Source organism: Parahoeflea olei (assembly GCF_001703635.1).
Classification (GTDB): domain Bacteria; phylum Pseudomonadota; class Alphaproteobacteria; order Rhizobiales; family Rhizobiaceae; genus Hoeflea; species Hoeflea olei.
This window is the reverse complement of record NZ_LQZT01000014.1, coordinates 1-24,643: the sequence shown is the minus strand read 5'-3', so window position 1 is coordinate 24,643 and position 24,643 is coordinate 1. Positions and strand designations below refer to the sequence as shown.

The 24,643-nt window shown below is 66.0% G+C and carries 22 protein-coding genes and 1 pseudogene; 11 read left to right on the top strand and 12 right to left on the bottom strand.

Annotation, left to right across the window (positions count from 1 at the left end):
* The coding region (locus AWJ14_RS22790; protein WP_245304240.1) for an isocitrate/isopropylmalate family dehydrogenase at nt 1–520 on the top strand (520 nt) is incomplete at its 5' end.
* A 76-nt stretch (nt 521–596) separates the two neighbouring features.
* Here the strand turns inward: AWJ14_RS22790 and AWJ14_RS11530 are convergent.
* On the bottom strand, nt 597–1,031 hold the full coding sequence (locus AWJ14_RS11530; RefSeq protein ID WP_066178901.1) for an Lrp/AsnC family transcriptional regulator: 435 nt from the start codon (nt 1,029–1,031) through the stop codon (nt 597–599).
* A 131-nt stretch (nt 1,032–1,162) separates the two neighbouring features.
* Here AWJ14_RS11530 and AWJ14_RS11525 point away from each other — a divergent pair, with 131 nt between their 5' ends.
* The 4 genes from AWJ14_RS11525 to AWJ14_RS11515 all read left to right on the top strand — a co-directional run bounded on the left by AWJ14_RS11525 (nt 1,163) and on the right by AWJ14_RS11515 (nt 4,237).
* Nucleotides 1,163–2,020, top strand: a complete 858-nt coding sequence (locus tag AWJ14_RS11525; protein WP_066178897.1) for a PhzF family phenazine biosynthesis protein — start codon at nt 1,163–1,165, stop codon at nt 2,018–2,020.
* On the top strand, nt 2,017–2,148 hold the full coding sequence (locus tag AWJ14_RS23010; RefSeq protein WP_280949315.1) for a hypothetical protein: 132 nt from the start codon (nt 2,017–2,019) through the stop codon (nt 2,146–2,148). The genes AWJ14_RS11525 and AWJ14_RS23010 overlap by 4 nt, the downstream gene beginning before the upstream one ends.
* Nucleotides 2,149–2,230: 82 nt before the next feature.
* A complete protein-coding gene (locus tag AWJ14_RS11520; protein ID WP_066178895.1) occupies nt 2,231–3,262 on the top strand; it encodes an aspartate-semialdehyde dehydrogenase in 1,032 nt (343 codons plus the stop codon).
* A gap of 156 nt (nt 3,263–3,418) precedes the next feature.
* On the top strand, nt 3,419–4,237 hold the full coding sequence (locus tag AWJ14_RS11515; RefSeq protein ID WP_066178892.1) for a lytic murein transglycosylase: 819 nt from the start codon (nt 3,419–3,421) through the stop codon (nt 4,235–4,237).
* 18 nt (nt 4,238–4,255) lie between these two features.
* Here AWJ14_RS11515 and AWJ14_RS11510 read toward each other — a convergent pair whose 3' ends face one another.
* From AWJ14_RS11510 to AWJ14_RS11485, 6 genes are all read right to left on the bottom strand, one after another.
* The gene (locus tag AWJ14_RS11510; RefSeq protein ID WP_066178889.1) at nt 4,256–4,696 is read right to left on the bottom strand and encodes a hypothetical protein; all 441 of its coding nucleotides are present in this window, start codon (nt 4,694–4,696) and stop codon (nt 4,256–4,258) included.
* A 78-nt stretch (nt 4,697–4,774) separates the two neighbouring features.
* Nucleotides 4,775–5,425, bottom strand: a complete 651-nt coding sequence (locus AWJ14_RS11505) for a carbonic anhydrase (RefSeq protein ID WP_066178987.1) — start codon at nt 5,423–5,425, stop codon at nt 4,775–4,777.
* A 145-nt stretch (nt 5,426–5,570) separates the two neighbouring features.
* Nucleotides 5,571–6,320 (bottom strand): DUF429 domain-containing protein, encoded by a 750-nt coding sequence (locus AWJ14_RS11500; RefSeq protein WP_066178886.1) that lies wholly within the window; start codon nt 6,318–6,320, stop codon nt 5,571–5,573.
* The gene (pdxY, locus tag AWJ14_RS11495) at nt 6,317–7,210 is read right to left on the bottom strand and encodes a pyridoxal kinase PdxY (protein WP_066178881.1); all 894 of its coding nucleotides are present in this window, start codon (nt 7,208–7,210) and stop codon (nt 6,317–6,319) included. Before pdxY ends, AWJ14_RS11500 begins: the two co-directional genes overlap by 4 nt.
* Nucleotides 7,207–7,449 carry a hypothetical protein gene (locus AWJ14_RS11490; RefSeq protein ID WP_139112615.1) on the bottom strand — a complete coding sequence of 81 codons (243 nt, stop codon included), beginning with the start codon at nt 7,447–7,449 and terminating at the stop codon, nt 7,207–7,209. Before AWJ14_RS11490 ends, pdxY begins: the two co-directional genes overlap by 4 nt.
* Before the next feature lie 100 nt (nt 7,450–7,549).
* Entirely contained in the window at nt 7,550–8,077 is a 528-nt protein-coding gene (locus AWJ14_RS11485; protein WP_066178984.1) for a peroxidase-related enzyme, read from the bottom strand.
* Between the two features lie 148 nt (nt 8,078–8,225).
* Between AWJ14_RS11485 and AWJ14_RS11480 the strand changes: the two genes are divergently transcribed.
* Together AWJ14_RS11480 and AWJ14_RS11475 are read left to right on the top strand one after the other, a co-directional pair.
* A complete protein-coding gene (locus AWJ14_RS11480) occupies nt 8,226–13,016 on the top strand; it encodes an NAD-glutamate dehydrogenase (protein ID WP_066178877.1) in 4,791 nt (1,596 codons plus the stop codon).
* A 36-nt stretch (nt 13,017–13,052) separates the two neighbouring features.
* The gene (locus AWJ14_RS11475) at nt 13,053–14,456 is read left to right on the top strand and encodes an MFS transporter (RefSeq protein WP_066178875.1); all 1,404 of its coding nucleotides are present in this window, start codon (nt 13,053–13,055) and stop codon (nt 14,454–14,456) included.
* 137 nt (nt 14,457–14,593) lie between these two features.
* On the opposite strand, the gene purH is transcribed toward AWJ14_RS11475, so the two are convergent.
* The 4 genes from purH to htpX all read right to left on the bottom strand — a co-directional run bounded on the left by purH (nt 14,594) and on the right by htpX (nt 20,541).
* Nucleotides 14,594–16,207 carry a bifunctional phosphoribosylaminoimidazolecarboxamide formyltransferase/IMP cyclohydrolase gene (gene purH, locus AWJ14_RS11470; protein WP_066178872.1) on the bottom strand — a complete coding sequence of 538 codons (1,614 nt, stop codon included), beginning with the start codon at nt 16,205–16,207 and terminating at the stop codon, nt 14,594–14,596.
* 163 nt (nt 16,208–16,370) lie between these two features.
* Complete coding sequence (locus AWJ14_RS11465; protein ID WP_066178871.1) at nt 16,371–18,026, bottom strand: heparinase II/III family protein; 1,656 nt, start codon at nt 18,024–18,026, stop codon at nt 16,371–16,373.
* Nucleotides 18,027–18,238: 212 nt separating this feature from the next.
* Nucleotides 18,239–19,630, bottom strand: coding sequence for an RsmB/NOP family class I SAM-dependent RNA methyltransferase (locus tag AWJ14_RS11460; protein WP_066178868.1), 1,392 nt, complete (start codon nt 19,628–19,630; stop codon nt 18,239–18,241).
* A complete protein-coding gene (htpX, locus tag AWJ14_RS11455; RefSeq protein ID WP_066178865.1) occupies nt 19,621–20,541 on the bottom strand; it encodes a zinc metalloprotease HtpX in 921 nt (306 codons plus the stop codon). The genes AWJ14_RS11460 and htpX overlap by 10 nt, the downstream gene beginning before the upstream one ends.
* Before the next feature lie 127 nt (nt 20,542–20,668).
* Between htpX and AWJ14_RS11450 the strand changes: the two genes are divergently transcribed.
* The 3 genes from AWJ14_RS11450 to AWJ14_RS11440 all read left to right on the top strand — a co-directional run bounded on the left by AWJ14_RS11450 (nt 20,669) and on the right by AWJ14_RS11440 (nt 21,821).
* On the top strand, nt 20,669–20,935 hold the full coding sequence (locus AWJ14_RS11450) for a DUF1674 domain-containing protein (RefSeq protein ID WP_083220201.1): 267 nt from the start codon (nt 20,669–20,671) through the stop codon (nt 20,933–20,935).
* Between the two features lie 60 nt (nt 20,936–20,995).
* A complete protein-coding gene (locus AWJ14_RS11445) occupies nt 20,996–21,472 on the top strand; it encodes a thermonuclease family protein (protein WP_066178862.1) in 477 nt (158 codons plus the stop codon).
* Between the two features lie 103 nt (nt 21,473–21,575).
* Complete coding sequence (locus tag AWJ14_RS11440; RefSeq protein ID WP_139112613.1) at nt 21,576–21,821, top strand: excalibur calcium-binding domain-containing protein; 246 nt, start codon at nt 21,576–21,578, stop codon at nt 21,819–21,821.
* Nucleotides 21,822–22,233: 412 nt separating this feature from the next.
* Here the strand turns inward: AWJ14_RS11440 and acs are convergent, their stop codons facing one another.
* Nucleotides 22,234–24,189 carry an acetate--CoA ligase gene (acs, locus tag AWJ14_RS11435; RefSeq protein ID WP_066178858.1) on the bottom strand — a complete coding sequence of 652 codons (1,956 nt, stop codon included), beginning with the start codon at nt 24,187–24,189 and terminating at the stop codon, nt 22,234–22,236.
* A 243-nt stretch (nt 24,190–24,432) separates the two neighbouring features.
* On the opposite strand from acs, the pseudogene AWJ14_RS11430 reads away from it, so the two are divergent.
* Nucleotides 24,433–24,643, top strand: a pseudogene (locus AWJ14_RS11430) (hypothetical protein); the annotation flags it as partial.

The following is a 24,643-nucleotide window of genomic DNA, read 5'->3' as shown; positions in this document are numbered from 1 at the left end:
CGTCATGAAATCGGGCGTGCTCTGGAACGAGGTGGTCACCGCCACCCACAAGGCGAAATATTCGGACGTCAAGCTCTCCCACATGCTGGCCGATGCCGGCGGCATGCAGCTGGTGCGCTGGCCCAAGCAGTTCGACGTGATCGTCACCGACAACCTGTTCGGCGACATGCTCTCGGACGTCGCCGCGATGCTCACCGGCTCGCTCGGCATGCTGCCCTCGGCCTCGCTCGGCGCGCCCGACGCCAAGACCGGCAAGCGCAAGGCGCTCTACGAGCCGGTGCACGGTTCGGCTCCGGACATCGCCGGCCAGGGCATCGCCAACCCGATCGCCATGATCGCGTCGTTTGCCATGTGCCTGCGCTACTCGTTCAACATGGTGGCCGAGGCCGACCGTCTGGAAGCCGCGATTTCGAGCGTGCTCGACCGCGGCCTGCGCACCGGCGACATCATGTCGGAGGGCTGCACCAAGGTGACCACCGCCGAGATGGGCGACGCGATTCTCGCAGCCTACGCCGGCTAAGCAGCCAGGGCCAGAGGCATCAAGACGCGAAGACCCGGGCCGGCCCCAACGCCGCGCCCGGGTTTTCTTTGTCCGGTCACAGCGGATTGCGCGCTTTGAGCGGCGAAGACTTGACGATCGCCGTGTTGGTTTCCGCCCGGTCGTGAAACGGCAACAGCACCGGATCGAGATCGGCGATCGAGCGCACCGCCAGTCGCACCACGAAACAGTCCTCGCCCGTCACCTTGTCGCAATCGAGAAACCGGGGCTCGCCCATGATCATGTCCTCGACAATGTGCAGATTGCCCGGCCGCGGCTTGATGCGGACGATCGCCTGCAGCGGAAAACCGAGCTTGGCGAGATCGAGTTCCACGGTGAACCGCGCGATCACGCCGCTGGCTTCGAGCCGCCGGATGCGTTCGCCGGTGGCAGGCCCCGACAGCCCCACTCGGCTTGCAAGCTCGCGCACGGGCATCCGCGCATCCTCGCCCAGGTGCCTGAGAATCAGCCGATCCTTCTCGTCGATATTCATGTGCGAGCCCTTTTCGCCGATTTGCCTTCACAGCGAATGCACAATGAGCGAACGACCTTGCATCGGGCAAGTCCAGACGCCGCAAAACCGCCTATGCTCGCAACCATTGCCAATCCACGACAGGAGCCACCATGACGATCCGGAGACTGGCCGCCTTCAGTGACGGCACCACCGGCGGAAACCCCGCGGGCGTGATGATTGCCGAAACTTTTCCCGCTGACGCCGAGATGCAGCGCATCGCAGCCGAAATCGGCTATTCCGAAACCGCCTTCGCGATACCTGACCGAGAGTCCGACGGCGGACCGGAGCGCTGGCGGGTGCGCTATTTCTCACCGGAAACGGAAGTGCCGTTCTGCGGCCACGCCACCATCGCCCTCGGCGCAGCGCTCGCGGAGCACAGCGGGCTCGGCAGGTTTGCCCTCCGGCTCAATCAGGCGGAAATCACCGTCGAGGCGACGCCAGGTGACGAGGGTGGAGCGAGAGCGGCGCTGCAATCGCCGCCGACACGGAGCGGTCCGGTTCGGGCGGGCCTGCTCGAGCAGGCGCTCGCCCTGTTCGGCTACCGCCACGACCAGCTCGACCCGGCATTGCCGCCGGCGGAAATCCACGCCGGCGCAGACCATCTCCTGCTTGCGCTCGCAAACCGCGCCGATCTCGCCGCCATGACCTACGATCTCGACCGCGGGCGAGCCCTGATGCGCGATCACGGCCTCGTCACCATCATGCTGGTCCATGAAAGGGAGCGCTCGGATTTCGACGTGCGCAACGCCTTCGCCTCGGGCGGGGTGCCCGAAGACCCGGCGACGGGTGCCGCGGCGGCCGCCTTCGCGGGCTATCTGCGCGATCTCGGCTGGCCGCACGGCAACCGCATCCGCATCGTCCAGGGCGAGGACATGGGATCGAGATCGCTGATCGAGGCGGAATTCGGCGACGAGCCGGGCAGTCCGGTCCGGATCTTGGGCGCAACACGCCCGATCGGCCCGCCATGACCCGCGCCGGCAACGGAAGCTTCCTGGTGCGCTGCAGCCGGAGCAACAGCGGAATTGACATTTCTGCGCTCTTGCAGCACAACACCGCCACCATGCGCACCACGATCAAGACCAAAACCGCGATCTGACCCGTTCCGCCCCTCACTCTCCCCGGGGCGGGAAGAGTGGCGCTTGTCCGTTAAACAAGGGGGAGAGAGGAGCACGGGAACCATGGGTTTCAAAATCGCAATCGCCGGGGCGACGGGCAATGTCGGCCGCGAAATGCTCAATATCCTTGCAGAACGCGCCTTTCCGGTCAGCGACGTCGTGGCGCTGGCTTCCAGCCGCTCGGTCGGCACCGAAGTGTCGTTCGGCGACAAGACGCTCAAGGTCAAGAACCTCGAAACCCATGATTTTTCCGACACCGACATCTGCCTGATGTCGGCCGGCGGTTCGGTGAGCAAGACCTGGTCGCCGAAGATCGGCGCCCAGGGCTGCGTGGTGATCGACAATTCCTCGGCCTGGCGCTACGACGCCGACGTGCCGCTGATCGTGCCGGAAGTGAACCCGGACGCGATTTCCGGCTACACCAAGCGCAACATCATCGCCAATCCGAACTGCTCGACGGCACAGCTGGTGGTAGCCCTCAAGCCGCTGCATGATCATGCGAAGATCAAGCGCCTGGTGGTGTCGACCTACCAGTCCGTCTCCGGCGCCGGCAAGGACGGCATGGACGAGCTGTTCAACCAGACCCGCGCGGTGTTCGTGGCCGACCCGATCTCGAGCCACAAGTTCACCAAGCGCATCGCCTTCAACGTCATCCCCCATATCGACGTGTTCATGGAGGACGGCTACACCAAGGAAGAATGGAAGGTGCTGGCCGAGACCAAGAAGATGCTCGACCCGAAGATCAAGGTCACCTGCACCGCGGTGCGCGTGCCGGTGTTCATCGGCCATTCGGAATCGGTCAATATCGAGTTCGAAAGCGAGATCAGCGCCGAGGAAGCCCGCGACATCCTGCGCGACGCACCCGGATGCCAGGTGATCGACAAGCACGAGGACGGCGGCTACATCACGCCTTATGAATGCGCCGGCGAGGACGCGACCTATATTTCGCGCATCCGCGAGGACGCCACCGTCGAAAACGGCCTGAACATGTGGATCGTGTCGGACAACCTGCGCAAGGGCGCCGCCCTGAACGCCGTGCAGATCGCCGAACTGCTGGTCAACCGCCGGCTGATCTCGCCGCGGCTGGCCGCCTGAGCTCTTGCGCCGGCGCATCCCCGGTGCATTTCTGCAACCCCCGTCATTGGCGACAATGGCGGGGTTTTTCGTGCGGGTCATACCCGTGACTTTTCCCCGAATCGCTGGCAATGTCCGCTCCGGACCGGTTTCAGGTGGCACGGAGGCATTGTGAACATGAACGGCAAAAGTCGGAAACTGGCGGCGCTCGGAATTGCCGCCCTGATCACAATCGCAGCCGGCTCGACGGCCAACGCCGCCCAGTGCGGCAACACCGCCGCGGGCTTTCCGGCCTGGGTGGAGAGCTTCAAGGGCGAGGCCGCCCGCGCCGGGATCTCGCAGCGCACGCTCGACCGCGCCTTCAGGAATGTCAGCTACGCCACCAAGACGATTTCGCTCGACCGCAACCAGAAGAGCTTCAAGCTGAGCTTCGACCAGTTCATGCAGAAGCGCGGCGCCGCCACGATCATTTCCAAGGGAAAGCGGCTCAAGCAGCAGAATGCCGCCCTGTTCGCCGCCATCGAAAGCAAATATGGCGTCCCGGCCGGTCCGCTGATTGCCATCTGGGGCATGGAATCGGGCTTCGGCGCCTTCATGGGCAACCAGCACACGGTGTCCGCGGTCGCCACGCTCGCCTATGACTGCCGCCGTTCGGCCTATTTCACCGAACAGCTCTACGCGCTGTTGCAGCTGATCCAGAAGGGTTGGGTCAGCCCCGATTTCAAGGGCGCGGCCCATGGCGAGATCGGCCAGACCCAGTTCCTGCCCGCCAATGTCGCACGCTTCGGCGTCGACGGCGACCGCAACGGCTCGGTCAATCTCGGTACCGCTGCCGATGCGCTGGCCTCGACCGCGAACTTCCTGCGCGGCCACGGCTGGAGCCGGGGCGCCGGCTACCAGCCGGGCCAGCCCAATTTCGCCGCGATCCAGGGCTGGAACGCAGCCAGCGTCTACCAGCAGGCAATCGCCAAGATCGGCGCCGAGATCGACGGCTGAGGCAGGTTCCCGCCGGGGTCAGAAATCTTCGCAGCTGTCGTCGGCGGTCGATTGGCTGGCGGCGATGATCTTGCCGTCTCGAAACGCGAAGACCTCGCGGATCATCACTTCCTTGTCGGGAAACTGGTAGCACACCAGCGCGGTGGCGGCGGTGTCGTCGGCTGTCTCGGATTCGTCGATCTGCCAGGCGAAATTGGCGGATTTGACGACATCCGCCCAGTCCTCGAGCGATTCGAGATATTCCGTCTTTGTCTGGGTCACGCCCAGGTCCTCAAGCCGGATCAGGGCATCCTCGGCCAGCAGGTCACTGATCGCCACGCGATTGACGTCGAACACCGCCGTGTACCAGCGCTCGAGCAGCGAGCTTTGCGCCGCAGCCCCCGATGCCGGCAGCAAAAGGCCCGCCGCAAGCGCCAGGCTTGCAGGAAGACGGAATGAAAATGGCCGGTTTGCAGGCATTCTGGGCTCCCCTGGCGCCACTCCGGTCCGAAGTCGTGGCGCCGACAGGGACATGGAACCGGAGACCGGGGGCCGCTGTCAAGCAAGCCCGGGTTCAGGCCTGAAAAAATCGCCGCTCTTGGGATCCATCACCCACAGTTCCCCGGTCGAGATGTCGAACCAGGCACCGTGCAGCGCCATCTTGCCCTTGTCCTCAAGGATCTTGACGCAGGGAAACGATCTCAGATTGGCGAGCGAATTGCGGATCGAAATCCGCTCCAGCGCGACCTGGCGCTCGCCACCGGTCATCAGCTGGCTGTCCTGGATCTGCTGCGCGGCGGGCTTGAGCAGCCCCATCCACTGGCCGATGAAATCACCCGGCGACAGCGGCGCGGCATTGGGATCGAGCGCGGCCTTGATGCCGCCGCAGCGGCCATGGCCCATCACCACGATCTGGCGGATCTTGAGCGACTGCACCGCGAATTCGAGCGCCGCCGAGGTGGCGTGGTAATTGCTGTCGGGCGCGTAGGGCGGCACCAGATTGGCCACGTTGCGCACCACGAACAATTCGCCCGGGCCGCAATCGAAGATGGTTTCGGGCGCGGCGCGGGAATCGCAGCAGGCGATCACCAGCGTGTGCGGCTCCTGCCCGGCTTCGGCCAGATCGCGATAGCGCTGGCGCTCGGCCGTGTAACGGCCGGTCATGAAGGACTGGTAGCCTTCGAGAAGGCGTTCTGGAAAAGTCGACATGCTTTCGCACATAGCCGGGCGCGCGGCGAAGATCAATCGGCCTTTTCTCCGCCACCCCGCCGCGCTGCGCCGCAGCCGGCTGCGGATGGCCTGTCTTCGCGACCGGTTGCCGGATCCCGACCTAGCCCCCGACCTAGCCCCCGACCTAGCCATGGATCGCGACCGGAATGCCGAACCGGTCGCGGAGCGGCGGATCGGGAAACGGCGCGGTCAGCCCGCGGAGATGGCGGCCGGCGATCACCAGATTGACCGCGGCATCGACGAGATCGTCCATGGCCGCACCGCGCGGGGGGCCTTCACGGAACAATTCCGGCGGCAGGCCGTGCCGGGCCAGCAGCGCGACCCGCTCGGTGATGCCATCGGGATTGACCGAGCCGCGGATCTTCTTGGGCGTGGCCATCGGCACCATTCCGTTGAGCCGGCAAAAGGCGAATTCCGGATGGCATTCGATAATGCGCTCCCGGGCATCGGGCTCGGCCCGGAGCAGCCGGTCGATCTCGAGGATCTTGGGAAACAGGAAGAAGGCCTGTTTGGAGACCCGCTTCGGCGGATCGGAGAGCCGCTCGGCCAGCGCGCAGGCCTCCGCATAGGTTTCGGCTTCCACCGCGGCGCGCGCGGGAATCGAGAACACGCTCGACTGGCGGGCGCCGAGATAGCGCCGGACCGCCTGTTCCGGCCCCCTGCCCGGGCCGACGATCCGGTCCGGCAGGCCGATCGGCATGTCGACCGCGATCACCGCATCGGCGCCGAGGTCGTGGACCAGATCGGCGAACCGCGCCCGGACGAGAAGCCGTGGGCGCTCTTCGCCGGGCGCCCGCGCAAGCGCGATCCAGCCGGCGCGACAGCCATCGACCCCGGCCAGCGGGACCGTGTCCGGACCCGGCGATGCGCTCACGTCTTCCTGCGGCCCGGCGCGGTGTGCAGCGCGCGCATGTTGACCATCGCCATCGGCGTGCGCAGGCTTTGCGCATCGGTTTCGAGCGTCAATTCGTCCGCACCCCGCCGCGCGGTGCGCGCCAGGATCTCGAACACGGTGCCGGTGGCCATCTGCAGCGCCTTTTCTTCCGCCATCGGTTCGAGCAGATGGGCGAGAAACGTGGCCGACAGCAGATCGCCGAGCCCGTTCGGGGCCTTCGGGATCAGCCGGTGCTCGGCCATCAGCGTCTGCCGGCCGCTCACCAGGAGGTTGCCGGTGCTGCCGGTCATCATCGCCGGCGCCGAAGTGACCATCACCCGCGCCGGCCCGAGTGTTTGCGCGGCCGCGACGATGGAGCCGTGATCGGGCATCGGCGCGCCCGACAGCCAGGCGAGTTCATGCACGTTCGGCGTGGCGATATCGGCGATCGGCACCAGCTTCGACCCGATCGCCTCGGCCACCGCTTCGGGCACGTACAGCCCGCCGGCATCGCCGATCACGGGATCGCACAGATAGAGCGCGCCGGGATTGGCCGCACGCACGGCGCCGACCAGCCGGGCGATGTCGGCGGCCTGGCCCGCCTCCCCGAGATAGCCCGACAGCACCGCGCCCACCTCGCCGATCCAGGGCGCGCGGCACAGATCATCGATCAGCGCGGAGAAGGCGGCCTCCGGCGGCACGATCCGGGTCGCCCGGGAATGGCCAGGATGCCAAGGCAGCACCACGGTGGGGAGCGCCCAGACCGGAAATCCGAGGGTTTCGAGCGCGAACACCGCCGCCCGGTTGCCCACCGATCCGCGCACCACATGGCTCGAGATGACGATAACCGAAGGCCGAATGCCGGGATTGCGTTGCGTCTCGTGGCTCATTGCGAGATCTGCCCCACCAGCCACAGGGCAAGCGCGATGAAGGCAAGGAGTGCCAGTCCCCGGGCGATCCGGGTGCCCCAGACTTCGACCTTGTCGGTGCTGTCGGCGTCGCGCGCGGCGAAATGGTCGCGCACGCCGCCCGCCGCCGATTTCATCACCGGCGTGGCCGAGAGGCCACCTTCCTCGCCGAGCCGGTCGAGCGTGCGTCTTGCCTGGCGAACGGTTTCGTCGTCTTTCATGATCCGGGCTCCCGGCCCCTGGTCTTTGCTTTCCCGCACCATAGCATTCCGGCAGGCCCTGCACAGCACCTATCGGTGCAGCGGGGCGAGATCAGCCCGCTCAGCGCGCCATGCCGTGATACTCCGGATTGGGGCGCATGTCGGTGGCCGAGGCGACCCGGTTGGTCATGTTGAAGAAGGCGGCGACAGCGGCGATGTCCCAGATGTCGCGGTCGCTGAAGCCATGCTCGCGCAGCGCCTGCCGGTCGGCCTCGACGATCCGCGCCGGATCGCGGGTCAAGAGCTCCGCAAAGGCGATCATGGCGCGCTGCTTGGGCGTCAGTTCGGCCGCGCGATGGTTCATCACCATCTGCTCGCCCAGCGCCGGATCGCCCGACAGCTGCCGCACCGCCGCGCCATGCGCCGTCAGGCAGTAATAGCAGTGATTGATCGAGGAGACGGCGACGGCGATCAGTTCGCGGTCGAGCTTGGAAAGCCCCGAGGCGCCGAGCATCAGGTCGTTGTAGAAGGCGACGAAGGCCTCGAGCTTGTCCGAATTGAAGGCATAGGCCTTCAGCACATTCGGCACCATGCCGAGCTTTTCCTCGCATTTGGCGAAATAGGCGGTCATCGCCGGGCTCAGCGGCATTTCCGGCTCGCAAGCCAGCGCGGTGATGGATTTTTCTGCCTTTGTCACAATTTTTCCTCCCAAATCGTGCTTATCCGTGAATTGAGGTCGCTTTAACCGACACTTCTGCTAGGTTTCGGCGAAAGATCAAGTCTGGGAGAGGGCTGACATGACAGTCGCAAACACGGGCGGCACCGAAACATTGATCGCGGAAGCCGCCTCGATCGCCGCACGCAGCAAGAAGCCGCATGTGGCGCCGGATGTGCTGTTCTCCCGTGCCAGCATCGACGACCTGCAGCATTTTCCGGCGGGCACGCTTGCCGATTTCGCGATCCTGGCCGAGGCCGAGCTGCGCGCCTGGGACGGCAAGGCCGCACGGGTGAGCCTGGTCGACATCGACCGCGCCACGCTGTCGGGCGCCGACGTCACCGTGCTGTCGATCACCACGCTCAACAAGCCGTTCCTGTATGATTCGGTGATGGGCGAAGTCACCTCGCAGGTGCGCGACATCCTGATGGCGGTGCACCCGATCGTGGTGCTTGCCGGCAAGGCGCCCGCGATCCTGTTTTCCCATGGCGACGGCAGCGATCCCTCCGAGCGCGTGAGCTACATGCAGATCCACATGCCGCGGCTCGGGCCGGAGGCGACGGCAAGGCTTGAGACCCAGGTGCGCCATGTTCTCAACCAGATCCGCGCCGCGGTCGGCGACTGGAAGGCCATGCTGGCGATGATCGACCACAGCGCCGCCGACCTGGTGGCGCTCGACGTCGACAAGGCCACCGAGCCCGCCCGCAAGGAGGCGCTCGCCTTCATCGCCTGGCTCAGGGACAACAATTTCACCTTCCTCGGGATGCGCGAATATGTCTATTCCGGCGAAGGCGAAAGCGCCCAGCTAAGCCGCGCCTCTTCCGACGGGCTCGGCATTCTTGCCGATCCCGACGTGCTGGTGCTCAGACTCGGCAAGGACCAGGTCACCACCACGCCCGAGATCCTGGAATTCCTGCAGGGGCCGGACTTCCTGATCGTCACCAAGGCCAATGTGCGCTCGGTGGTGCACCGCCGCGCCTATATGGACTATATCGGCATCAAGCGCTTCAACTCGAAGGGCCAGGTGATCGGCGAGTTGCGCGTGGTCGGCCTGTTCACCTCCACCGCCTATACCGGCTCGGTCACCCGCATCCCGCTGTTGCGCTCGAAGGTCGAGCAGGTGGTCTCGCAATTCGGCTACGACCCCGAAAGCCATTCGGGCAAACTGCTGCTGAACACGCTGGAGGCCTATCCGCGCGACGACCTGTTCCAGATCGATGCCCAGCTTCTGGCGCGGTTCTGCTACCAGATCAACGAGCTGTCCGATCGACCGCGTGTGCGGGTGCTGCCGCGCATCGACCATTTCGACCGGTTCGTCTCGCTGATCGTCTATGTGCCGCGCGACCAGTATGATTCGGTCGCCCGCGAGCGCATCGGCGCCTATTTCAAGACCGTCTACAACGGTCGTGTGTCGGCTTACTATCCGGCCTTCCCCGAGGGCGGCGTGGCGCGGGTGCATTTCATCATCGGCCGCTCCGAGGGCAAGACGCCGCAGGTCTCGCAGGACCAGCTCGAGCGCGACGTGCGCGCCATCGTCACAAGATGGGAAGACCAGTTCCGCGCACTCGGCGGCAGCAATGCGGCGCGGATGAGCGTCAGTCCCTCCTACAAGGAGCGGTTCCGGCCCGAGGATGCGCTCAAAGACATCGGCGACATCCTCGCCTGCACCGAGCCCGGCGCGATCCGCATCGCCTTCTACCGCAACGACGCCAGTTCCGATGACCGGCTCGCGCTCAAGATCTTTCATGCGGGCGAACCGGTGTCGCTGTCGCGGCGGGTGCCGCTGCTCGAAAATCTCGGCTTCAAGGTGGTCAGCGAGCAGACCCATGAAATCCTGCTCGACGAAAACACCGGGACGTCGGGCACGGTGTTCCTGCACGACATGGAAATCACCCACGAGGACGGCCGTTTCATCGATCTCGACAGCGACGGCGCCCGGCTGGAAGAGGCCTTCCTGTCGGTCTGGCGGGGTCACACCGACAATGATGGCTACAACCGTCTCGTCACCAATGCCGGCCTGTCGGTGCGCGAGGCGACCGTGCTGCGCGCCTATGCCCGCTATCTCAGGCAGGCAGGCATCGCCTATTCGCAGGAATACATCGCCCACAGCCTCAACCGCCATGCCGGCATTGCCGCACGCCTGTTCGACTTGTTCCGGACCCGTTTCGATATCGCATTGTCGACGGACGCGCGCACCGAAACCGCAACCCGCCTGATGGAGGACATCGAGTCCGCGCTCGCCGAAGTGCCGAGCCTTGATGATGACCGGATCGTGCGGCGCTATGTCAACGCCATCGCCGCGACGCTCAGGACCAACTATTTCCAGACCGGCGCGGACGGGGCGCCACGCCCGGCGATGGCCTTCAAGCTCGACCCGAAGATGCTCGAAGGCCTGCCCGAGCCGCGACCGTTCCGCGAGATCTTCGTCTACGGCTCGGAGGTCGAGGGCGTGCATCTGCGCTTCGGCCCGGTTGCCCGCGGCGGCCTGCGCTGGTCGGACCGTGCTCAGGACTACCGCACCGAGGTGCTGGGGCTGGTCAAGGCGCAGCAGGTCAAGAATGCGGTGATCGTGCCGGTGGGCGCCAAGGGCGGCTTCTATCCCAAGAAACTGCCCGCCGAAGGCGGTCGCGACGCGGTGTTCGAGGCCGGCCGCGAGGCCTACAAGCTGTTCATCCGCACGCTTCTGTCTGTGACCGACAACATCGTCGACGACACGGTGGTGCCGCCGGCCGACACCGTGCGCCACGACGGCGACGATCCCTATTTCGTCGTTGCCGCCGACAAGGGCACTGCGACCTTCTCCGACACCGCCAACGCGCTGAGCCAGGAGCGCGACTTCTGGCTCGACGACGCCTTCGCCTCGGGCGGATCCGCGGGCTACGACCACAAGAAGATGGGCATTACCGCGCGCGGCGCCTGGGAGGCGGTCAAGCGCCATTTCCGCGAGATCGACATCGACATCCAGACCACGCCCTTCGCGGTCGCCGGCGTCGGCGACATGTCGGGCGACGTGTTTGGCAACGGCATGCTGCTGTCCGAAAAGATCCGGCTTCGGGCGGCCTTCGACCACCGCGACATCTTCATCGATCCCGATCCCGACTGCGCGGAGAGCTTCGCCGAGCGCAGGCGACTGTTCGAGCTCGGCCGTTCGAGCTGGCAGGACTATGACCGCGCCAAGCTGTCGAAGGGCGGCATGATCATTCCGCGCACGCTCAAATCCGTGGATTTGAGCCCCGAGGCGGCCGCCGCGATCGGGCTCGACCAGCACAAGGCCACGCCGCAGGACATCATGAGCGCGATCCTGAGGATGGAGACCGATCTTTTGTGGTTCGGCGGCATCGGCACCTATATCAAGGCCGCCGGCGAAAGCGACGCCGATGTCGGCGACCGCGCCAATGACGCGATCCGCGTGCTTGCCCATGACGTGCGCGCGAAGGTGATCGGCGAGGGCGCCAATCTCGGCGTCACCCAGCGGGGCCGCATCGCCTATGCGCTTTCGGGCGGGCGCTGCAACTCCGACGCCATCGACAATTCCGCCGGCGTCAACTCCTCCGACGTCGAGGTCAACATCAAGATCGCGCTGGCCAATGCCATGCGCGAGGGCCGGCTGACGCGCGACAAGCGCAATGTGCTGCTGGCGTCGATGACCGACGAGGTGGCGGCCCTGGTGCTGCGCAACAACTACCTGCAGACGCTGGCGATCTCGATCGCCGAGGCGGAAGGCGTGGCCGGCGTGGGCGAGCTCAACCGGGTGATGGGCAATCTCGAATCCCGCGGCCTGCTCAACCGCAAGGTGGAGTACCTGCCCGACGACGCCGCGGTCGCCGAGCGCATCGCCGCCGACCGGGCGCTCACCCGACCGGAAATGGGGGTTCTCCTGTCCTATGCCAAGCTGGTGCTGTTCGACGACATCGTCTCAAGCGACCTGCCGGACGAGCCCTATTTCGACACCACGCTGCGCTCCTATTTCCCCGGCAAGATGCAGAAGCCGCATGCGGCCGACATCGAAACCCACCGGTTGCGTCGGGAAATCATCGCCACGCTTCTGGGCAACGACGCCATCAACCGGGGCGGTCCGGCCTTCGTGATCGGCCTTGGCGACAAATCCGGCGCTACGCCGTCCGACGTGGTCAAGGCCTTCGTGCTCGCCCGCGACGGGCTGTCGCTGCCCGCGCTCTATGCCCGGGTCGACGCGCTCGATTCGAAGGTCCCCGGTGCGGTCCAGAACCGGCTCTATGCCCTGATCGGCCACACGCTCAAGGAAGTGACAAGCTGGGCGCTCAAGACCGGCGCTGCCCATGGCGACCTCGCCACTGCCGTCAAATCGATGCAGGCGGGCATCCGGAAGCTGAGCGGCAGGATCGCGGAAGCCATGCCGGACTTCATGCAAGAGGAAGCCGAGGCGATCCGCGCCGACCTGGTCACCCATGCGGTGCCCGACGAACTGGCGGCGGAAATCGCAGGGCTCGGAGGGCTGGCGCTGGCACCGGACATCTGCCAGGTCGCGGCCACCTCGAACACCGATCTCGATCGCGCCACGCAGGCCTTCTTCGCCGTCACCGGCGCTTTCCGGGTGGGCCGGATCGTCGCCGCGGTGGAGCGGATCCAGCCGTCGGACCATTTCGAGGGGCTGGCGGTCGCCCGCGGGCTCGACGAGATCTTCGAGGCGCGCCGCACCATTGCCGCAACCGCGCTCGATGCCAACCCGAAGGCTGCCGATCCCGCCGGCGACTGGCTCGAGACCAACGCGAGCCGCATCGCCCATGTCCGCGGCCAGATCCTGACCCTGACCGACAGCGGCGAGCTGTCGGTGGCAAAACTCACGGTGGCCGCCGGCATGCTCAGCGATCTTGCCCGATCCCTGCGCACGTGACAGGATCGGGCCCTTACGCGGTAGGGGGACGATCGCATGACTGACGCAACGGGTTTGCCGCCGGCGACGGTTGTCCGCCGCCGCGGCGTGTTTGGCTGGATGATGTTCGACTGGGCGGCGCAGCCGTTCTTCACGGTCGTCACCACCTTCATCTTCGGCCCCTATTTCATCTCGCGCATGGCAAGCGACCCGGCGACCGGCCAGGCGGCCTGGGGCTACGGCATCGCCGCCGGCGGCTTCCTGATCGCGGTGCTCTCGCCGGTGCTCGGCTCGATCGCCGACCAGACCGGGCCGCGCAAGCCCTGGATCGGCTTCTTCGCGGTGATCAAGATCCTGGCGCTGTGCGGGCTCTGGTTCGCCGCCCCCGGCTCGAACCTCGTGGCCGTTGTGGCGCTGTTCACGCTCGCCTCCGTCGCCGCCGAATTCTCGATCGTGTTCAACGATTCGATGCTCTTGCGGCTGGTGCCGAAGGCTCAGATCGGCCGCGTCTCCAACCTCGCCTGGGGGCTTGGCTATCTCGGCGGCATGATCGTGCTGATTTTCATCATCGCCTGCCTTGCCGCCTCGCCGGAAACCGGCAAGACCATCATCGGCATCGCGCCGCTGTTCGGGCTTGATCCGGTGCAGGGCGAGGACGCCCGCGCCTCGGGCCCGATCTCGGCGCTGTGGTATGCGATCTTCATCCTGCCGATGTTCCTGTTCACGCCCGACGCCGGCGGCCGCCGGGCGCTCGGCGTGGCCGTGCGCGACGGGCTCATCGAACTCAAGTCGACGCTTGGCGAGGTGCGCCAGCGCGCCGGCATCTTCCGGTTCCTGGTGGCGCGGATGATCTACCAGGACGGCGTCAATGCGCTGCTTGCGCTTGGTGGCGGCTTCGCCGCGGCCATGTTCGGCTGGTCGATCACCGAAATCGGCGTCTACGGCATCATGCTCAATGTGGTGGCGATCTTTTCCTGCCTCTATGCGAGCGGGCTCGACACCCGGCTCGGCTCCAAGTCGGTGGTGCTGATCTCGATCCTGTTGTTGCTGATCGCCACCGTGGGCATCGTCTCGACCGGGCCGGGCTTCACCTTTTTCGGCGCGCTGGTGCTGGGTGACGCCGACTCGGGCGGGCTGTTCGGCACCGCAGCGGAAAAAGCCTATATCGCCTTCGGCCTGCTGATCGGCATCGCCTTCGGGCCGGTGCAGGCCTCCTCGCGCGCCTATATGGCCCGCAGCGTGACCGAGGACGAGGCCGGGCGCTATTTCGGGATCTATGCGCTTGCCGGCCGCGCCACCAGCTTCCTGGCGCCGTTCCTGGTCGCCACCGTCACCGCGGTCTCGAACTCGCAGCGGCTCGGCATGGCCACCATCATCCTGTTTTTTGCCATCGGGCTCGCGATCCTGTGGACCACGCCCTACCCGGCCGACCGGCCGGCACCGCGCCGCGCCACTGCCTGACGCAGCGGCGCCGCCCGGCAATCCCGGACTCCGGGTATGGAACGCAAAAACGCCCCATACCTCAGGTATGGGGCGTCTGCCTTGACCATTTCTGAAGCGGGCGCGGGCTTGCGCCCGGCCCGTGTGCGCCTTGCGGCCTAATGCCGGAAGTGGCGCATGCCGGTGAACACCATGGCGATGCCGGCTTCGTCGGCGGCGTCGATCACGTCCTGGTCGCGCATCGATCCGCCGGGCTGGACCACCGCCGTGGCGCCGGCCTCGATCGCCGACAGGAGCCCGTCGGCAAAGGGGAAGAAGGCGTCCGAGGCCACCACGCTGCCGCGGGTGAGCGGCGCTTCGAGGCCGAGCACCTGGGCTGCGTCTTCGGCCTTGCGGGCGGCGATGCGGGCCGAATCGACCCGGCTCATCTGGCCAGCGCCGATGCCGACGGTCGCCCCGTCGCGGGCATAGACGATGGCATTGGACTTGACGTGCTTGGCCACCCTGAAGGCGAAGGCGAGATCGGAAAGTTCGCGCGCGTCCGGCGCCCGCTTGGTCACGACCTTGAAATCCTGCGCTCCGACATGGCCGTTGTCGCGGGTCTGCACCAGAAGCCCGCCGGCCACCGTCCTGACGGTCAGGCCCGGGGCGAGCGGGTCGGCAAGTCCGCCGGTGATCATCAGCCTTAGGTTCTTTTTGGCCGACAGGATCTGCCGCGCCTCCTCGCTTGCGTCCGGGGCGATGATCACCTCGGTAAACAGCTTGACGATTTCCTCGGCGGTGTTTGCGTCGAGCACCTGGTTGAAGGCGAGAATGCCACCGAAGGCGGAGGTCTGGTCGCATTCAAGCGCCCGGCGATAGGCCTCGACGAGGCTGTCGCCCACCGCCACGCCGCACGGGTTGGCGTGCTTGATGATCGCGCAGGCCGCGCGTTCCGTGCCGAACTCGCTCACCAGTTCGAAGGCGGCGTCGGTGTCGTTGATGTTGTTGTAGGACAGCTGCTTGCCCTGCAGCAGCTGTGCGCTGGCCACGCCGGGGCGCTTGTCGCCGGTGGCGTAGAAGGCGGCTGCCTGGTGCGGGTTCTCGCCATAGCGCATCACCTCGACCAGCCTGCCGCCGAAGGCGCGGTGGCGCGGCGCCTCGAGCGCAAGTTCGCCGGCGAACCAGCCCGACACCGCCGCGTCATAGGCCGCCGTGCGGGCGAAGGCGAGCGCCGCCAGTTCGCGCCGGAGTGCGACCGGCACCGAGCCGTCATTGGCCGCAAGCGCCTCGAGCACGCGGTCGTAATCGTCCGGGTCCGTCACCACCGTCACATAGGCATGGTTCTTGGCCGCGGCGCGGATCATCGCCGGCCCGCCGATGTCGATGTTCTCGACGCTGGTGGCATAGTCCGCGCCCTTGGCGACGGTCTCTTCGAACGGATAGAGATTGACCACCGCGAGATCGATCTCGGCAATGGAATGCTCGGCCATCGCGGCTTGGTGCTCGGCATCGTCGCGGATCCCGAGCAACCCGCCGTGTACGCCCGGATGCAGCGTCTTGACGCGGCCGTCCATGATTTCCGGAAATGCCGTCAGCTCCGAGACGTCCCGGACCTTGAGCCCCGCAGCCTCGAGCGCCGTGCGCGTGCCGCCGGTCGAGACCAGTTCGACACCTGCAGCGGCGAGCCCCTGGGCAAAGGCGACAAGACCGGACTTGTCGGAGACCGAAAGCAGGGCGCGGCGGACGCGCACCAGTTCGGGCACGGGATGGTTCTTCGATACAACGGCCATTTCAATCCTCTCGGCGGTGTGCCGCATCGTCCCGGCGGCGTCGGGCTCGGGGTAGCACAGCCGGCGGATCTGGAAAACATGGAAATGCCGAGAGCTGTGGAGTGTCGCTGCCGGAGCCGGAAGGGGGAGCCGACACCGGCCCGATGCCGGCACTGGGCGCGTCTCAGTTTCCGGCGCGCGCCAGCGTGGCCCGGACCAGTTTCCAGTCGATCTGCGACCTCTCGCCAACCGTGAAATCGAGCACGATCTGCTTGCTCGCGCGCGCACCGGCGAGGTCGGCGAAATGCACGTCCTCTTCAATCCGCGGACGGATATCGCGGGCGATGAAAACCCAGCTCTCGCCATCGGCCGCGGTGAGCTCCACCGAGCCGTCCCCGGCCTGGGCGACCGAGATCTTGGGATGGACGTGAAACCGCACCACGCCCGCGGTCGCATTTTCGGGCGCGGGCGGGCTCTCGTCGGGCTTGAGCAGCTCGTCCCGGCCCCGGACTTCGTGGCCGGACAGCAGCAGACGGATCTGGCGCCGGTGCAGGAGCCTCAGGCTGCTGACATAGCCGTCATGGGTGGCCGCGAAGCCCGAATGCTTGCCCTCCTCGTCCAGCGGCCGGACCGAGACCTGGCGCACGCCGCCGGTGACGATCGGGCCCAGGAACGGCGATTGCGAGATCCTGAGCGACGACATGTCGTTGAGCGTAAGCGTGCTGTGCGCCGCCGTCAGCCGGGCAAAGGCCGCATGCTGCGGGTGATAGGCCACCGGCGCGCCGGCATTGACGATGAAGCGGTTGGCGCCCGAGGACAGCTCGAAGGACAGGCAGCCGGCATGGGCGGTTTCCGACATCCGCTCCTTCGGCGGCGGGCCGGTGTCGGCGATCAGCACCGCATCGCCCGCCGTCAGCCGCTGGTAGCGCGAATGCGGCATCTCCCGATAGGCGGTGCCGGAGGTCTCGTCATAGCGCAGCACCGCGAGCATGCGATCGGCGGACATCGCCGAGGCGCCGTTGAACAGGGCGAGTTCGCCATTGGCGTGGCGGAAGAAGCGGAGCGCGGAAAACATCCGGTCCATCGCCGCGGCCATCTTCAACGGCGGTTTCTGGCCGAGATTGACATAGGTCTGCCTAAGCGGCAGCAGATCCGTCAACAGCTCGACCAGCACCATCGGGTTGCGGGAGCTGTGGCCGCCATCGGGCAGGATCTGCAGGTCGAATTCGGCATCGAGATTGCGCGCGGCGGCGCGGACCGTGCCGACACTGGCCGGCAGGCACAGGCTTGCCATGGCGAGCGCGATGCGCGCGCGAAACCGGATGGCGTCGGCGGGCAAGGCCGGCGCCACATGCCGAAGATAACGCGACTGCAGCGAGATGCTCTTGAGAAAGCGGCGGTAGAAGCCGTGATCGGCGCCGCGCAGCACGATCGGCGAATGCGAGAACCAAGCGATCAGCCGGCTTGCGAGCACATCGGGCTCGAAGGCGAGCCCGCTCAGATGCCGGCCCTCGACCGAGATCCAGTCATCCACCAGCGCCCGTGCATTGGCGCAGGCGAGATCGTGGTCGGCCGCGCGCATGTGCCTGAGCCAGCCGAAGCCATTGAGGCTGCGCGCAAAGGCCTCGTTCGGCGCCTCGCCCTGAAACGGGCTCGAGCCGCCGGTGTCGACCAGGGTGCCGCCCATGGCGAAGCGTCCGGAATAGATTTCCTCGGCGATATGGGAATCGGCGATGCGCAGGTCGATTGGGGCGACCACCAGCCGATCCGGCGTGCCACCGGCAAACCGCATGGCGTTGAGACGGCCCAAGGCCATGCGGCGTGCGAAACGACGCCACATCTCAGCCCCGTACAAATACGCCGAGCGTTGCGAATCAACCACCGAAAAGGCCAAACGGCAAATCCTGAAAACCGGTCCCGGCCCCGTCACCGGACACGAATCGTAACACAGTCGCGGGTTTGTTCAACTGCCTGGCGGGGCGCGGCCGGCGCCTGCCCACCGGCTTTTGGGCCCCTGGATGCCTGACAGGACTGAGCATTCCCCACGGCACCTCAGTGCCTGACAAGGGCAACGGCATAAAACCCGTCAAGCCCCGCAAGCCGCGGATCGGCATGGGGCAGCATCGCCGGATGGGTGCGGATCTCGCCCTTGTCCGTGACGGCACCCTCCAGGCCGGGCCAGCGCGCCGGGTCAACCGGCCGGATGCGCCAGCCGGGATGATCGGCGAGAAAGCCCGCGACCATCTCCTCGCCTTCCTCGGGGTCGATCGAACAGTTGGAAAACACCAGTTCCCCGCCGGGCCGCACCAGCCCGGCCGCATGGTCGAGCAGCGCCCGCTGCACCACGGCCAGCCGCGCGATATCCTCGGGCGTCTTGGTGTAGGGAATGTCGGGATGCCGGCGCACCGTGCCGGTGGACGAGCACGGCGCATCGAGAAGCACGCCGTCGAAACCCTCGGGGGCGACCAGATCCTGGGCACGGCCGAGACGGGTTTCGACGTCGAGGCCGAGCCGGGCGAGATTGCCGCGCAAGCGCTCGAGCCGGGTGGCGGACTGGTCGCAGGCCGTCACCCGCGCACCGGCCAGCACCAGTTGCGCGGTCTTGCCGCCCGGAGCGGCGCAGAGATCGACGATCTCCCGGCCCTCAAGCCGCGAGAACAATTGCGCCGGCAGGCTGGCCGCCGCATCCTGCACCCACCACGCGCCCTCCTCGAAGCCCTCAAGGCCTGAAACCGGGCCATCGGGGCGGCCGAGCCGGACCGATCCCGTGGGCAGCACGATCCCGCCAAGACGCCGGGCCCATCCCTCCGCGTCCGACTTGACGGTGAGATCGATCGCCGGCGGTTCGCCCAGACGTGCCACGATCTCGGCTGCCGCCGCGCCATAGGTCCCGGCAAGCCGGTTTTCGAACCAGTCGGGGAAGCGCGGCGTGACCGCCGTCAGCTGCGGCAGAAGCGTGTCGCGTTCGCGCGCGAGACGGCGCAGCACCGCATTGACCAGCCCGGAAAAGCGCCGGTTTCGCGGATCCGCATCCGCCTGGCTCACCGCCAGGTCGACCGCGGCGCGATCGGGCACGTCGAGATAGAGGATCTGCGCCGCCGCGACCCGGAGCACCTGCCGCAGCGCCTTCGCGCCCTCGGGCAAGGGTGTGTCGACCAGCGCGTCGATCGCCGCGTCGATCACCCGGAGATGCCTCAGCGCCGAAAGCAGAATCGCCCGCACCAAAAGCCGGTCCTGGTCGCCAAGACCGGTAAAGGCGGGATTGCCGCCGGCCGGATCGAGCAGCCCGTCGAGCGAGGCGCGGCTTTCGGTGACGGCCGCGATCAGCCGGGCGGCAGCCTGCCGCGCCACCAGACCGGGTTTGGATTTGTCGGCGTCGGGCCGGGGCCGCGCCTTTCCGGGCCGCCTGCGCGCGCCGGCGGTCCTTGCGCCGGTCAAGACCAGGGTCCCCTGGGCGTCGCGCCGTCACGGCCCCACGGCCCGGGCGCCGAGGGCGCCTGTTGTACAGGTGCAAACTCCGCCGCCATGGCCTCGAGCGCGGCAATGCGGTTCTCGGTCGCCGGGTGGGTCGAGAACAGATTGTCCATCTTCTGGCCGTTCAAGGGGTTGATGATGAACATGTGCGCGGTCGCCGGGTTGCGCTCGGCATCCTCATTGACGATGCGACCGGCGCGACCGGCGATCTTCCTAAGCGCGGAGGCGAGCCACAGCGGATTGCCGCAGATTTCCGCGCCGCGACGGTCGGCGGCATATTCGCGGGTGCGGCTGATGGTCATCTGCACCAGCATCGCCGCCATCGGCGCGACGATCACCGCCACCAGCACGCCGATGATGCCGAGCGGATTGTTGCTGTTGCGGTTGCCGCCGAAGAAGAAGGCGAAATTGCCGAGCATCGAGATCGCGCCGGCAAGCGTCGCGGTGATCGTCATGGTCAGCGTGTCGCGGTTCTGCACATGCGCAAGCTCATGCGCCATTACCGCGGCGACTTCCTCGTCGGTCAGCGTTTCGAGCAGCCCCGTGGAGGCCGCAACGGCTGCATTTTCAGGATTGCGGCCGGTGGCGAAGGCATTCGGCTGGGCATTGCGAATCACATAGACCTTCGGCATCGGCAGCCCGGCATTTTGTGCCAGATCCGAAACGATCTGGTAGAATTCGGGGGCGGTACGGGCATCGACCTCGACCGCATGGTGCATCTTCAGCACCATCTTGTCGGAGTTCCAGTAGGAAAACAGGTTCATGGCTGCCGCCATCAGGAAGGCGATGGTCATGCCGCCGGTGCCACCGATCAGGTATCCGACGCCCATGAACAACGCCGTCATCAGCGCGATCAGCATGGCAGTTCGAACAAGGTTCATGTCCGTCATCCTCTTGAGCGGCCAAACGCCCGCCGGGCGGGGATTTGGCTTTTGTTGCTTGTGGCGATAAAGATGGGTTCCTTCAAGTCAATCTTCAATGTGACCGCGAATCCGCCGGAGCAGGCCCATGACCAGCGAAACCTCCTCTTCCACGCCCGCGCAGACGCCCAACCCGGTCGAGAACACGCCGGCTGAGGGCGGGATCGCCTCTGAGGCGGCGCCGAAGCGAAAGCTTAGCCCAGCGGCACAGCGGGCACTCGCCGAGGCCGAAGAGCGCCGGCGCGCGCTGCAGGACCAGGCCCCGTCAGCGGAACGGGAAATCGGCGGCCGTGGCGGCGCCGATCCGGCCCGCTTCGGCGATTGGGAAATCAACGGCCGCGCCATCGATTTCTAGTGCGAACACAATAGGAACATTTTCAGTTGCCTCGGCGCTTGAAATGAATATATTCCTATCATGCGTGTTCGTTCCCTCACCCTTGCCGGCATTGCCGCCCTTCTCCCGCTTGCCCTCCTGCAAGGTGCCAAGGCCGATTCACGTGAAACGCTCCTGAAGATGATCGCCGGCCCCGTGGCCGCCACGGTTGTCCGCATCGTCGACGGCGACACCGTTGTCGTCGTCGCACAACCCTGGCCGGATCAGTCGGTTCACGTGGCGGTGCGCCTGCGCGGCATCGACACCCCGGAACTGCGCTCCACATGTCCCTCCTTCAAACGCGCGGCGAAACAGGCGAAGCTCGCGCTTGCGGAAGCCATCAGCCCCGGCGACCGCGTGGAACTGCGCAATATCGCGGGCGGGAAGTTTTACGGTCGGGTCGTGGCCGATCTCTCCCGCAACGATGAGAATCTCGGCGACATGCTGGTCGACCAGGGCCTGGCCGTTCGCTACGATGGCGGCAGGCGCATGAGGCCCCCCTGCCCGGCCTCATCCTGACGTCAGCCGCCTCGCCTGCGGCTTTCCGCTTGCTGCGGCAAGATTGCCGTTTGCCAACACGCCGTTCCAGACCGAATATGCCCCCCGGGCAAAGGGGGAACAGATGTATCGCATGGGACTGATGGCAACTGCGGTTCTCGCCGTCTTGGGAGGGACAGCGAGTGCCGGCCAGAACCTCATTCTCGAGGCCCGGCTGAGCTGCAAGCAGATGACCAATTGCCGGGATGCAGTCATCCTGTGGTGCAACGGCTATCACCGTGCCGACGGCGACAATGACGGCATCCCTTGCGAAAACGTTTGCCGCAGCCTGCGCGAGGTCAACGAAATCCGCGCGGAGATCGGCTGCTGACCGAGCCTGGGCGCACTGCGCGCACCCATGCAAAAAAGGCCACCCCTTGCGGGATGGCCTTCGTGAATTCCGGCGCCGGTCCGACGCCTGCCCGTGTCTTCAGCGAAGACCGGGACTTGCCAGTTTCACCGGCGCTTCAGAGGCTGCTCCGAAGTCCGGCGATCCGAATCGTACGAACCGGCTTCTGGGAATCACTCGACATCGGATCACCTCCTTTCACTTGTTGAACATGAAACGAGTGTGAACCGGCTTTTGCTACAATGCAAGCCGGGTCCCGGCGAGAGGCGGGCGCGACTGCATCCGAAGCGCGGCAGGCAGGGTCGAGGAATCCGGCTAACAAAAGGCCCGCCCCCGGCCGAAGGCGAGGGCGGGCGGCACCAGAAAACTGGCGTTTCACGTGAATCGGGCTCGGTCAGCCCTTTTTCTTGTTCTGCCGGTTGGCGATCAGGTCGTCGACCACGCTCGGATCGGCGAGCGTCGAGGTGTCGCCGAGTGCGCCGAATTCGTCCTCGGCGATCTTCCTGAGAATCCGGCGCATGATCTTGCCCGAACGGGTCTTGGGCAGACCCGGCGAGAACTGGATCTTGTCGGGCGAGGCGATCGGGCCGATCTCGTGGCGGACATGGTTGACCAGCGCCTTGCGCAATTCGTCGGTGCCTTCCTGGCCCTCCATCAGCGTGATGTAGCAATAGATGCCCTGGCCCTTGAGATCGTGCGGATAGCCGACCACGGCGGCTTCCGAGACCGCATCATGGGAGACCAGCGCACTTTCCACTTCGGCCGTGCCCATGCGGTGGCCGGACACGTTGATCACGTCATCGACGCGGCCGGTGATCCAGTAATAGCCGTCGTCGTCGCGACGGCAGCCGTCGCCGGTGAAATACTTGCCCTTGTAGGTGGAAAAATAGGTCTGGATGAAGCGTTCGTGGTCGCCATAGACCGTGCGCATCTGCCCAGGCCACGAATCGACGATGCACAGATTGCCCTCCGCGGTGCCCTCAAGCACGTCGCCGTCATTGTCGACCAGTTGCGGCTGCACGCCGAAGAACGGCCGCGTCGCCGAGCCGGGCTTGAGCGGGGTCGCGCCCGGAAGCGGGGTGATCAGGATACCGCCGGTCTCGGTCTGCCACCAGGTGTCAACGATCGGGCAGCGCTTGTCGCCCACGACATTGTAATACCAGATCCAGGCTTCCGGATTGATCGGCTCGCCCACCGAGCCGAGCGTCCGGAGCGATTTGCGCGAGGTCTTGGTCACATGGTCATCGCCCGCGCCCATCAGCGCGCGGATCGCGGTCGGCGCGGTGTAGAAGATGTTGACCTGATGCTTGTCGATCACATCCCAGAACCGGCTCGGCGAGGGATAGTTCGGCACGCCCTCGAACATCAGCGTGGTCGCGCCGTTGGCGAGCGGGCCGTAGACGATGTAGCTGTGGCCGGTCACCCAGCCGACATCGGCGGTGCACCAGTAGATGTCGCCGGGATGGTAGTCGAACACGTATTCATGCGTCATCGAGGCGTAAACGAGATAGCCGCCGGTGGTATGCAGCACGCCCTTGGGCTTGCCGGTCGAGCCCGAGGTGTAGAGGATGAACAGCGGATCCTCCGCCTTCATCTTCGCCGGCGGGCAGTCCGGCTTCGCGCTGGCCACGGCCTCGTGGTACCAGATGTCGCGATCAGCAAACCACTCGACCTTTCCGGCCGTCCGCTGCACCACCAGAACCTTCTGGACGACGACGCCGTCGCGTTCGGCGATCTTGATGGCGAGATCGGTGTTGTGCTTGAGGGGAATCTTCTTGCCGCCACGCAGGCCCTCGTCGGCGGTGATCACGAAGGTCGACTTGCAGTCGGTGATGCGGCCCGCCAGCGCATCCGGCGAGAACCCGCCGAAGACGATCGAATGGATCGCGCCGATGCGGGTACAGGCCAGCATCGCATAGGCCGCCTCGGGGATCATCGGCATGTAGATGGTGACGCGGTCGCCCTTCTTGACGCCGTTCGCCTTCATCACATTGGCGAGGCGGCAGACGTGGTCGTAAAGTTCCTTGTAGGTGATCTTCTTGTCGTCATAGGGGTTGTCGCCTTCCCAGATGATCGCCACCTGGTCGCCGCGCTTTTCGAGATGCCGGTCGATGCAGTTGTAGGAAACATTGGTCAGGCCGTCCTCGAACCACTTGATGGAGACCTTGCCGGTGAAGCTGGTGTTCTTGACCTTGGTATAGGGCTTGAACCAGTCGATCCGCTTGCCGTGCTTGTCCCAGAACTTTTCCGGGTCCTTGATGCTCTGCTTGTACCATTTCTGGTAGGTGTCATCATCGATCAAGGCTCTGGATTTGGCATCCTTCAAGACCTTGTAGGTTTTATTCGGCATTTGGAACCTCCTCACTTACCGGCACGCATACGGCGCCATCTTAAGCCCATCCCGGCGCTCATGGCGACCATTAATAGCAAGGCTTTGGAGCGCGGCAATTAGACAATCGGCCCGAATTTCAAAACCGCACGGCGCCAATTGCAATTGCGCCGGCTTGGAGTTATAACGACGCCGATTTCCCGGAAATGGTGGTTTCATCCACGGCCCGCGCCCCCGGAGCGGACGGACAGGAGGATTGTATTCATGGCACAGCAGCTTCTCATGCCAAAGGCGACCGCCGTCTGGCTTGTCGACAACACGGCGCTCAGCTTCGACCAGATCGCACAGTTCTGCAAACTGCATCCGCTCGAGGTCAAGGCGATTGCCGACGGTGAAGCCTCGCAGGGCATCAAGGGTCTCGGTCCGCGTGATCGCGCCTTCGACGCTGCTGCCCTCGGGCATTGCCGACATGGGC

Coding starts and splice junctions, on each gene's coding strand:
- AWJ14_RS11530 (WP_066178901.1), bottom strand. CDS start 1,031: ATGAATATCGACGAGAAGGATCGGCTGATTCTCAGGCACCTGGGCGAG.
- AWJ14_RS11525 (WP_066178897.1), top strand. CDS start 1,163: ATGACGATCCGGAGACTGGCCGCCTTCAGTGACGGCACCACCGGCGGA.
- AWJ14_RS23010 (WP_280949315.1), top strand. CDS start 2,017: ATGACCCGCGCCGGCAACGGAAGCTTCCTGGTGCGCTGCAGCCGGAGC.
- AWJ14_RS11520 (WP_066178895.1), top strand. CDS start 2,231: ATGGGTTTCAAAATCGCAATCGCCGGGGCGACGGGCAATGTCGGCCGC.
- AWJ14_RS11515 (WP_066178892.1), top strand. CDS start 3,419: ATGAACGGCAAAAGTCGGAAACTGGCGGCGCTCGGAATTGCCGCCCTG.
- AWJ14_RS11510 (WP_066178889.1), bottom strand. CDS start 4,696: ATGCCTGCAAACCGGCCATTTTCATTCCGTCTTCCTGCAAGCCTGGCG.
- AWJ14_RS11505 (WP_066178987.1), bottom strand. CDS start 5,425: ATGTCGACTTTTCCAGAACGCCTTCTCGAAGGCTACCAGTCCTTCATG.
- pdxY (WP_066178881.1), bottom strand. CDS start 7,210: ATGAGCCACGAGACGCAACGCAATCCCGGCATTCGGCCTTCGGTTATC.
- AWJ14_RS11490 (WP_139112615.1), bottom strand. CDS start 7,449: ATGAAAGACGACGAAACCGTTCGCCAGGCAAGACGCACGCTCGACCGG.
- AWJ14_RS11485 (WP_066178984.1), bottom strand. CDS start 8,077: ATGCCGCTGAGCCCGGCGATGACCGCCTATTTCGCCAAATGCGAGGAA.
- AWJ14_RS11480 (WP_066178877.1), top strand. CDS start 8,226: ATGACAGTCGCAAACACGGGCGGCACCGAAACATTGATCGCGGAAGCC.
- AWJ14_RS11475 (WP_066178875.1), top strand. CDS start 13,053: ATGACTGACGCAACGGGTTTGCCGCCGGCGACGGTTGTCCGCCGCCGC.
- purH (WP_066178872.1), bottom strand. CDS start 16,207: ATGGCCGTTGTATCGAAGAACCATCCCGTGCCCGAACTGGTGCGCGTC.
- AWJ14_RS11465 (WP_066178871.1), bottom strand. CDS start 18,026: ATGTGGCGTCGTTTCGCACGCCGCATGGCCTTGGGCCGTCTCAACGCC.
- htpX (WP_066178865.1), bottom strand. CDS start 20,541: ATGAACCTTGTTCGAACTGCCATGCTGATCGCGCTGATGACGGCGTTG.
- AWJ14_RS11450 (WP_083220201.1), top strand. CDS start 20,669: ATGACCAGCGAAACCTCCTCTTCCACGCCCGCGCAGACGCCCAACCCG.
- AWJ14_RS11445 (WP_066178862.1), top strand. CDS start 20,996: ATGCGTGTTCGTTCCCTCACCCTTGCCGGCATTGCCGCCCTTCTCCCG.
- AWJ14_RS11440 (WP_139112613.1), top strand. CDS start 21,576: ATGTATCGCATGGGACTGATGGCAACTGCGGTTCTCGCCGTCTTGGGA.
- acs (WP_066178858.1), bottom strand. CDS start 24,189: ATGCCGAATAAAACCTACAAGGTCTTGAAGGATGCCAAATCCAGAGCC.